Source organism: Streptomyces sp. NPDC058157, from assembly GCF_042884105.1.
Taxonomy (GTDB): domain Bacteria; phylum Actinomycetota; class Actinomycetes; order Streptomycetales; family Streptomycetaceae; genus Streptomyces.
Map to the genome: position 1 here is coordinate 22,653 of NZ_JBHVUQ010000082.1, position 9,056 is coordinate 31,708.

The window sequence follows — 9,056 nt, forward strand, 5'->3', positions numbered from 1 at the left end:
GGGGACCGTCTACGATGTCCTTGTCATGATCACAATGAAGGTGCTCGGTCCTTTCCGGGCCGAGGTCGACGGCCGTCCGGTCGACACGCGGGGCCGGCTCGCCCGGATGGTCCTGGTCCAACTGCTGGTCGCCCGTGGGTCGGTCGTGCCCACGGAACGCATCATCGAGAGGCTGTGGCCGACGCGCGTCCCGCCGAGCGCGCAGGCGTCCCTCCACGCCTACGTCGCACGCCTGCGGCGAGCCCTCGAACCGGACCGGCCGCCCCGCACCCCGGCGCGGATCCTGGTCAGCGCACCCTACGGCTACGCCCTCGCCGTGGAGCGGGACGCGGTCGACGCCTGGGTCTTCGAGGACCAGGTGGCCGCCGGCTCGGCGTCGGGGCTGCCCGCCCACGTCGCCGCCGAGGGCCTGACCCGGGCGCTCGCCACCTGGGGCGGTCGGCCGTACGCCGAGTTCGCCGACGAGCCGTGGACCGCCGGGGAGCGCACCCGCCTGGAGGAGATACGGCGCAGCGCCCGCGAGCGGCTCGCCTCGGCGCAGCTGCGCTGCGGACAGACCGCGCAGGTGCTCGCCGACGCGAGGGCACTCACCAGGGAACAACCGCTCCACGAGGAGGGCTGGCGGCTGCTGGCCCTGGCGCTGTGGGCCCACGACCGCCAGGGCGACGCCCTGGCCGCACTGCGGCAGGCCCGGCGCCTGCTCGACGAGGAACTGGGCGTCGAACCCGGCCCCGCCCTGCTGGAGCTGGAACAGGCGCTGCTGCACCAGCGGTTCGACCTGCTCCACCGGGAGACCGGCGTCTCCGGCGTCTCCGGCGTCTCCGGCATCCACCGCGTCCACGGCGGACCCGATGCCTCCGGCGTCCCCGCCGGATCCGGTGCGCCCGGTGTACCCGACGGCCGGCCGCAGGCTGCGCCCCTCGCCGTGGCCGCGCCGGGCACACCGGCCGCAGCCGTCGGCCACGGCACACCGACCGCGGTCGCCCGGCACGCAACACCCGCCACTCCCGCCACCCCCACCACGCTCGCCGCCGACCGCCTCCTGGGCCGTGACGAGGAGCTCGCCCGGCTCGCCACGGCCGCGGACCGGGCACGCGACGGCCGGGCACAGGTGGTCCTGGTCTCCGGAGAAGCCGGCATCGGCAAATCGAGCCTCCTTGAGGCCACCCTCCGGCAACTGCCCCCACAGGGCTGGCTGACGGCCTTCGGGCAGTGCCCGGAGACCGAGGGCGCCCCGCCCGGCCGGGCCTGGTTCGACATGCTGCCGGACCTCGCGCACGCCGCCCCACCGGGCCCGTACGCCGAGGAGCTCGCCCCCCTCCTGGCCCCCGGCACCGAGACCGGTCCCGGCCAGCAGGACGGCAGCCCGGCCCGCCGCTACCGGCTCCACAAGGCGCTGCTCGGCTGGTTCCGCGAGACGGCCCTGCGCCGGCCGCTGGCCGTCTTCCTGGACGACCTGCACCGGGGCGACCAGGAGAGCGTCGAACTGTTCCTGCTCTGCGCCGAGCAGCTGAGCGACGTACCGCTGCTCCTGGTCGGCTCGTACCGCACCGGCGAAGGCGACCTGACCGGGGCGCTGGCCCGCCTCGCCGCCCGCCGGCCCGTACGGCTGGCCCTGGCCGGACTGTCGGACACGCAGGCGAAGGCGCTGCTGCGGCGCACGGCGCACGGCATGAGCGAGCGGGCCGCGGCGGCCCTGGCCGAACGGGCCGACGGAAACCCCTTCTACCTGCGCGAGAGCTCGCTCCTGCTGGCCGGAGAGGGCGAGGAGAGGGCCCTGGCGAGCATCCCGCAGGGCGTCCAGGACGTGCTGCGGCGACGGCTGGCCCTGCTCGCGCCGACCGTCACCGCCGGACTGCGCCTGGCGGCCGTCGCCGGACGCGAGGCTCCCGTCGCCCTCCTGGTCCACGCGGCGGACCAGGACCCCGACCAGCTCCTCGACGCCCTGGACGCGGGCATCACCGCGGGACTGCTCACCGAACCGCGTCCGGGTACGGTCCGCTTCAGCCACGCCCTCGTACGCGACGCCCTCGAAGCCGACCTCACCCGCCTGCGGCTGGCCCGCATGCACTCCCGCCTCGGCCGCAGCCTGATCGCCCTCGGCTCCGACGACGTCGCCGCCACCGCCCACCACCTCCTGCGGGCGGCGTCGGTCGTCACCGCCGACGCGGGGCCCGCCGTCCAACACGCCCGGCTCGCGGGCGAGCAGGCCGTACGCCGCTACGCACCGCAGAACGCCGAGACCCTCCTCGGCGAGGCCTTGCGCCTGCTGACCGACCAGCCGACCGCCTTCGCCGGCCAGGACGCCCCACTGCTGCGCGTCCTGCTGCTCGGCCGGCTGGTCGACTGCCGGATCCGGATGGGCGCCGTCGTACCCGCCCGCGAAGCACAGCAGCAAGCCGTACGGGTCGCCCGGGCCGAAGGGCGGCCCGACCTGCTGACCGCGGCCTACACGACCTGGACCGAACCGACGCCCTGGCGCGTCCGCGCGTACGCGGCTTCCGACCCCGAGGCCGTCGAGGAACTCGGCCGGCTGCTGGAGACCTCGGATCTGACCGACCGTCAGCGGTGCCTGCTCCTCGACCAGCTCGCCGACGCCCTGGACGACACCGATCCGCGCGCCCTGACCGTCGCCCACCAGGCCGTCGAGCTCGCCCGGGAGACGGGCGAGCCGCGCCTGCGGGGCCTGACTCTCACCTCCCTGCTGCGCCGGCTCGACTGCGAACTCGACCCCGGCGCGTACCTGCCGCTCCAGGAGGAACTCACCGCGGTCGCGGCCGCGCAGGACACCCCCGAGTACTCCTGGATGAGCGCCTACACCGCCGCCCGCATCGCGGCAGCCCGCAACGATCCGGCCCTCATGGAGGAGTGCCTCGTGCGTGCGGACGGGATCGCCCGCACCTACGAGCTCCAGGGCGCGTTCGCGGTGGCCCGGCTGCGCCGTCCCATGCTCGCCCTGGCACAGGGGCGCTTCGACGAGGCGGAACGGGAACTGGGCGCGGCGGTGGCGGAACTGCGGGCCCGGGGAGCGGTGGACCTCAGCGGTCTGGCGGGCCTGGCCATCGGGTGCGTACGGCTCCAGCAGGACCGCCTCGCCGAGGTCCTCCCCGTGCTCCTCGCGGTGTGGGAGCAGTACCAGCCGCACAACGAGGCCCTCACCGCCCTCGCCCTGCTCGCCGCGGACCGCCCCGACGAAGCCCGCGAGGTCTTCGCCCGGCGCGCCCCGCTGCTGCCCGACTTCGCGTACTCCATCCTCGCCGGGCTGCGCGGAGCGGCCGCCATCGCCTTCGGCGACCGGGCGGCCGCCGCCGAGGTCTACGCGGACCTGCTGCCCCTGCGGGGCCTCGCGGGCGGCGCGAGCAGTCTCAGCCTCGTCTTCCGGCCCGTCGCCCAGACCCTGGGCGAACTCGCCCGCTTCCTCGACCGCCCCGACGATGCCCGGCGCCACTTCCACGAAGCCGCGCGGGTGGCCGCCGCCTGGGACTCGCCGCACTGGGACGCCGCCGCCCGGGCCGCCCTGGCCGACCTGCCGGCGGCGTCCGCCCCCGCGTAGGGGACGACCGGGTCAGCCGCCGGTCAGCTCGGCCGTGAACCGCGCCGCCAGATCGAGGTACTCCTCGGGGGAGTCCGTCGTCAACTGGAGGTCCACCAGCACCTCGTCGGTGTCCGCCCGGCACATCGTCCTCAGGTGGTCGCAGATCTGCCGCACGGTTCCCCGCTGGTGGGTCTGCGCGGGGTCCGCTTCGGCCGGGGTGACGTGGGCGTTGACGCGGAACACCCGGCGCAGCGCAGCCGGGTCGCGCCCCGCCCGCTCGGCCGCTTCGCGGGCCACCGCCCAGAGACGGTCGAAGTACGGCAGCGGCATCGAGGCCGCGAGCCAGCCGTCCGCGCGCCGCCCGACCCGCTCCAGCGCGAACGGGGTGAAACCGCCCAGCAGCAGCGGAGGCCGCGGGCTCTGCACCGGCCGGGGCAGGACGGTCGACGGCGGAATGGTCCACAGCGGGCCGGAGTGCTCGACCGTGCCGGGCCGCCACACGGCCTCCAGGACGTCCAGGGTCTCCTCCAGCCGCGCGCCACGGCCCCGCCACGGGACCGCGGCTGCCTCGTACTCCTCACGCATCCAGCCCAGCCCGAGCCCCACGTCCAGTCGCCCGTGGCTGATCAGGTCGAGCGTCGTCAGCGCCCGCGCGAGCACGACGGGCGGCTGCCACAGGGCGTTGAGGGTGCTGCTGCCCAGACGCACCCGATCGGTCGCCGCTGCCGCCATGCCCAGCGCCAGCAGCGGATCGAGGTGCGTGCCGTACCGGTCGGGCATCCGCCCGCCCGCGTAGCCCTCGGGCGGGGTCACCGGCGCCAGCAGCCGGTCGGCCACCCACAGGCTGTGGCAGCCCAGGGCCTCCAGCGCCGTACACAGGGCGGCGGAGCGGCCGGGATCGGCGAACGGGCCGAACTGGGGGACGGAGAATCCGAAGCGCATCGGTGGGGGTTCCTCGATCGGTACGGGAAGTGCGGGGGAGTGGTACGACCGGACCGCGCCGGACGACTCGGCGGCGGCTCACGCGGTCGTGCGCCGGCCGCGGATCCGGCGGGTCTCGCGCCGGTACTGCCGCTGCCCGAGCAGCTTCCACACCACCCGCGCCGGGACGGGCAGACGGGCCAGGAACTCCCGGCGCTCCTCGGGCGGGCAGTCCTCCAGGATGGCTCCCAGCGCGATCATCAGCCGGTCCCTGGGCGTCTCGGCGAGGCCCCGCTCACCGACGGCCCGCCAGTCCTCCTCGCCCACGTGGAGCGCGACCAGCGGCATGACCTCCCGTTCCTCCTCGTCGAGATGGGCGCACAGCTGCCGGTGGTGCCGGCGCAGCGCTTCGGCCAGCTCGTCGCGGTCCGCCGACAGCGCCCGCGCCTGCCAGCGGTCCATGAGCACCTGGACCTCGTCCATCCCCTCGGTCAGTTCGCGGTGCTGCGCCTCCATCGCGAGGACCTGCTCGGCGTCGAGATCGAGGTGGGGGAGGACGGCCGGCCAGAGCACCTCGTCCTCACCGGTGTGGTGGGCGTGCAGGCCGACGGTGTACTGCCGCCAGTGCTCGGCGAGGACCCGGGCGCGCGCGGTGTCGGAGGGCCGGACGTCCTGGACGAGTTCGGCCAGCAGACGCGACTCGCGGCGGAACACCTGGTGGATCATCGCCATCTCGCGGGTGTAGGGGTGGACGGTGGGGTCGGAAACCTTGTTCGTGGTCATACGAACCAGTCTTCGGAGCGGGGTTGCCGGGCACTTGCAGCCGACTTGCCGCACCGATCGCCGACGAAAGCCCGGGAGGAGTGGTTTCGCGCCGTTGCGGGGATTTTTCGCTGGTTTGAGCGGAGGCGACCAGGTTTTGTGAGCGGGCGAAGTGGCGTTTCGGCACTGAACGCACTGGGCCGTACGGGTGAGCGCGTCGTTTCTGCGCTGTCGGCCGCGGATGCCTGCCGACTACAACTTCATTCCATGATCAAGCACTTCGTGCGGCGCGGTCTCCCCGTGCTCGCCCTCGCGCTCCTGCCCGTACTCGCCACCGTCCCGGCCGCCGACGCCTCACCCGCGCCGGCCGCCGCCCCCGCCGCCCGCAGCGACGCCCACTTCTACGGCGGCTCCACCCTCTACAAGAACCAGGCGTGGACCTCCGGCAACGGCCGGACCGTCCTGCGCGTCCAGAGCGACGGCAACTTCGTCCTCTACAAGGACGGCCGTGCGGCCTGGCAGGCGCCGAACGTCTGGCCCAAGGCCAGCCGTGCCGTCTTCCAGGAGGACGGCAACTTCGTCGTCTACGACGCGAACGGCGGCGCCGTCTGGGCCGCCGGCACCTGGCACAAGGGCTCCTACCTGTCCGTCCAGGACGACGGCAACGCCGTCGTCTACAACAGCGCCAACCAGCCCGTCTGGGCCACCAACACCGGCGACTGACCACACCGAAGCGCGGCATGCCGAAGGGCCCTGCCGGACCGCACCCGGTCCGGCAGGGCCCTTCGGGGCGCACCGGGGCTGAAGGCTCCTTCAGGAGCCGGCGGAAAAGGGCTCGTTCGACGGGGTGAAAGGACCAAAGCCTCCTTCCTTGAGGACCTTTGCGGGAACTGGGGACCCACGGCACCCCATGAAGATCGATCTGTTGATGATCAAGTCGAACTTCTGGGGTGGCCATGTCGTACGCATCGGGACGGCAGGAGGAGCGAGGGCCGGCGTCGGCTGCCGCGTCGGCCCGGGTGTCCTCGCCCATGCCGGTGGCGGTCGTGAGCCCGTACCGCGATCCGGTGGTGCTGGAACCGCTGTTCCGTGACGAGGACCGGGACCCCGACACCCTGGAACAGCCGGTGCTGACCGGACCGGGTCCGCAGCCGCCCGGGGTGCGTCCAGGGCCCGGCCGACCTTCGAGCCGGGCCCAGGCGGACGCCCCGTCCCGCCCGGCGGCCGTGTGCCGGCCGCTCGCCTCCGTCCTCGACCCCGGACTCGCCGAACGGCGGGCCCGCACCCGTTCCGGCTGGTGGGCCCTGCTGGTTCTGGTCTCGGCCGCCACCGCCGCCGCCTGGCTGGCCCGGACCCGGAGTCTGCCGACGCGGTTCGAGGCGGGGTCCTGGCCGACGGCCGCCGTGGCCGGGTGCCTGATCGCCGCCTTCCTCGCCGTGGCCGGCTTGCGGTGCGGCCGGGCCGGGCAGGCGCGCGTGCAGATCCTGTTCGGCCGCTACCGCGGCACGATCCGCCGTACCGGTCTGCTGTGGTCTTCCCCGCTTCCCCGGCACCTGCGGATCGACGTACGGCTGCGGCACTGGCGCAGCGAGCCCCTGACCGTCGTCGACGCGGAGGGCACCGCCTTGCACGTCGTGGTCCTGGTCGTGTGGCGGGTGAAGGACACCGCGCGGGCCCTGCTCGCCGTCGACGACCACCTCACCTACCTCCGCGAACAGATCGAGTCGAGCACGGCCCGGGTCTTCTCGCGCAATCCGGCCGACCCCTTCGGCGACTCCTTCGTCGAGCCCGCCGCGGACGGGAGCCTGCGGGACACGGAGGCCGTCGGCGACGCCCTCACCCAGGTGCTGGCCGCCGAGTGCCGGGCCGTGGGCATCGAGGTGTTCTCCGCCCGCCCGCTCCAGGTCGCCTACGCCCCAGAGGTAGCAGACGCCATGCAGCGGCGCCGGATCGCGGCGATCGACGCCCGCCACCGCGACTCCGTCCTCACCTCCGTCATCGACGCCGTCGACGATGCCGTCCGGCGCATGACGGACCGGGGCCTCGTCGGCCTCGACGACTACGAACGCAAAGCGCTCGTCAAGGACTTGACGGTCGCCTTCTACACATCGCACGCCGGCGCCGCCGACCTCGGCCGCTGAACGGCCCTCGGAAAGGAAACAGCCTTGCCCCTGCACACCCCCGAATTCACCGACGACATACCGGAGCACTGCGCCTGCACGGCCTGCTCCCGTACGACAGCGGCAGCGTCCGGCCCCGCCGCCGGCAAGCGCTGCACCGTCCGTGCGGCCGTGGTCGCGGCGGTCGGCGCGGCGGTACTCACCGGCACCGCCGCCGGTACCGCATCCGCCGAGCCCGCGCCGAGCCACGCCGGCTGGGACGGCTCGAAGTACTGGTACAAGGACGGGAACGGCGCGTGGCGCTGGACCGCGCACTACGACAAGTACCGTGCCAGGTCCGGCAAGACGGACCGTGAATCGAACGGCGACGGGCAGCGCCGCGCCGGTGGCTCCTCCGGGGCACGGACCTCGGAGCCGGTGTTCCGGGGCCGCCAGGGCTGGGATCCGGTCGACCACGTGTACTGGTACCAGCGGGGCGGCTCCTGGTGGTGGACCAGCCACAAGGACAAGTACGAGCGGTACACCGGCGGCGGATCAGGGAACGCCGACAGCCCGCGCGACTCCGGGAACCCCGGCGGCTCCGGAACCCCGGCCCGCTACGGCACCGAGGCGGCCATCGCCTTCGCGACGAACCACCTGGGCGACCCGTACGTGTGGGGCGGCGACGGGCCGCAGGGCTGGGACTGCTCGGGGCTGGTGCGGGCCGCCTACCGCAGCGCCGGGATCAGCCTCCCGAGGGTCGCGGACGACCAGTACCGGGCCACCACCGCGATCTCACGTTCCGAACTGCGCCGGGGCGACCTGGTGTTCTGGTCGAGCGACGGCCGCGCCTCCGGTATCCACCACGTCGCCATCTACCTGGGAGACGACCAGTACCTGGAGGCGCCCAGGCCCGGTCGCAACGTCCGGATCTCCTCCTTCAGCTCCTACACCCCGAACATGTACGGCCGGGTCCGCTAGGAGCGCCGACGGACCGCAACGGACGAGCCGCCGATCGCAGCAGCATGGCGATCGGCGGCTCGTCCGTTCCGCATCGGGTCGCCCGTCACGGATCCGACGGCACCGGCAGGGCGACGGCCTCGCCGGTGCCGCTCCGCCTGGCGCGCAGCGTCCGCCGGACGGCGGACCAGAGCAGGACGGTGCCGGCCGCGAGGGAAAGCCCGGCCACGAGCCCGACGGACTTCACGGCGACGATCCAGCCGCCGAGGCACGGGACCTGATGGACCGTCCGGGCGTAGGCGCCCGAACCGCTGGTGAGGTCGATCTGCCACGGGTCCGGGCCGTCGTTCGCGTCCCCGCGCGTGCTCATGTGCACCATGCCCCCGAGGTCGTGGACGACCTCGGAGACCCGGTGGACCGTGGGGAGGCGGTCACGCGGGGTCCACGGCTCGGGCGGCATGAACGCGATCACCTGCCCGGCCCGGATGTCCTCGGGGCGCACCGGCTCGGTGATGACGAGCGCGCCCTTGTGGATGCCGGGCTCCATGGAGCTCGTGAGGATCGGCACGTACCGGTACCCCTTGGCGTAGTAGGCCCAGAAGCTCACGCCGACGCTCACCACCAGCGCGAGGGCCGCCCCCCACCACATCAGCTCGCTGAGCGCGGCCCTGAGCCCGCGAGCCTCCTTCTCCGGTCCCGCCACCGTCTCCCCGTCCTGACGTTCCACTGGACTCTTCCTCCTTCGTCCTGCGCACACGGCAACGGCCGTCGGCCCCCGT

At 74.1% G+C, this 9,056-nt stretch carries 7 protein-coding genes; 4 read left to right on the plus strand and 3 right to left on the minus strand.

The window, feature by feature from the left end; translation table 11 throughout:
* The first annotated feature begins 25 nt into the window (after positions 1–25).
* The gene (locus ACFVXK_RS21070) at positions 26–3,553 is read left to right on the plus strand and encodes a BTAD domain-containing putative transcriptional regulator (protein WP_389613816.1); all 3,528 of its coding nucleotides are present in this window, start codon (positions 26–28) and stop codon (positions 3,551–3,553) included.
* 12 nt (positions 3,554–3,565) lie between these two features.
* Here the strand turns inward: ACFVXK_RS21070 and ACFVXK_RS21075 are convergent, their stop codons facing one another.
* Positions 3,566–4,477 (minus strand): TIGR03619 family F420-dependent LLM class oxidoreductase, encoded by a 912-nt coding sequence (locus tag ACFVXK_RS21075; RefSeq protein ID WP_389613818.1) that lies wholly within the window; start codon positions 4,475–4,477, stop codon positions 3,566–3,568.
* A 78-nt stretch (positions 4,478–4,555) separates the two neighbouring features.
* Positions 4,556–5,239, minus strand: a complete 684-nt coding sequence (locus ACFVXK_RS21080) for a hemerythrin domain-containing protein (RefSeq protein WP_389613820.1) — start codon at positions 5,237–5,239, stop codon at positions 4,556–4,558.
* 246 nt (positions 5,240–5,485) lie between these two features.
* Between ACFVXK_RS21080 and ACFVXK_RS21085 the strand changes: the two genes are divergently transcribed.
* From ACFVXK_RS21085 to ACFVXK_RS21095, 3 genes are all read left to right on the plus strand, one after another.
* The gene (locus ACFVXK_RS21085) at positions 5,486–5,941 is read left to right on the plus strand and encodes a hypothetical protein (protein ID WP_389613822.1); all 456 of its coding nucleotides are present in this window, start codon (positions 5,486–5,488) and stop codon (positions 5,939–5,941) included.
* Positions 5,942–6,264: 323 nt separating this feature from the next.
* The gene (locus ACFVXK_RS21090; RefSeq protein WP_389613824.1) at positions 6,265–7,359 is read left to right on the plus strand and encodes an SPFH domain-containing protein; all 1,095 of its coding nucleotides are present in this window, start codon (positions 6,265–6,267) and stop codon (positions 7,357–7,359) included.
* A 24-nt stretch (positions 7,360–7,383) separates the two neighbouring features.
* Positions 7,384–8,298, plus strand: coding sequence for a C40 family peptidase (locus tag ACFVXK_RS21095; protein ID WP_389613826.1), 915 nt, complete (start codon positions 7,384–7,386; stop codon positions 8,296–8,298).
* Positions 8,299–8,383: 85 nt separating this feature from the next.
* On the opposite strand, the gene ACFVXK_RS21100 is transcribed toward ACFVXK_RS21095, so the two are convergent.
* Positions 8,384–9,004 carry a signal peptidase I gene (locus ACFVXK_RS21100; protein WP_389613828.1) on the minus strand — a complete coding sequence of 207 codons (621 nt, stop codon included), beginning with the start codon at positions 9,002–9,004 and terminating at the stop codon, positions 8,384–8,386.
* Positions 9,005–9,056 lie beyond the last annotated feature (52 nt).

What these genes read in the sequence shown, in the direction of transcription:
- ACFVXK_RS21085 (WP_389613822.1), top strand. Translation starts at nt 5,486, where the DNA reads ATGATCAAGCACTTCGTGCGGCGCGGTCTCCCCGTGCTCGCCCTCGCG.
- ACFVXK_RS21080 (WP_389613820.1), bottom strand. Translation starts at nt 5,239, where the DNA reads ATGACCACGAACAAGGTTTCCGACCCCACCGTCCACCCCTACACCCGC.
- ACFVXK_RS21070 (WP_389613816.1), top strand. Translation starts at nt 26, where the DNA reads ATGATCACAATGAAGGTGCTCGGTCCTTTCCGGGCCGAGGTCGACGGC.
- ACFVXK_RS21075 (WP_389613818.1), bottom strand. Translation starts at nt 4,477, where the DNA reads ATGCGCTTCGGATTCTCCGTCCCCCAGTTCGGCCCGTTCGCCGATCCC.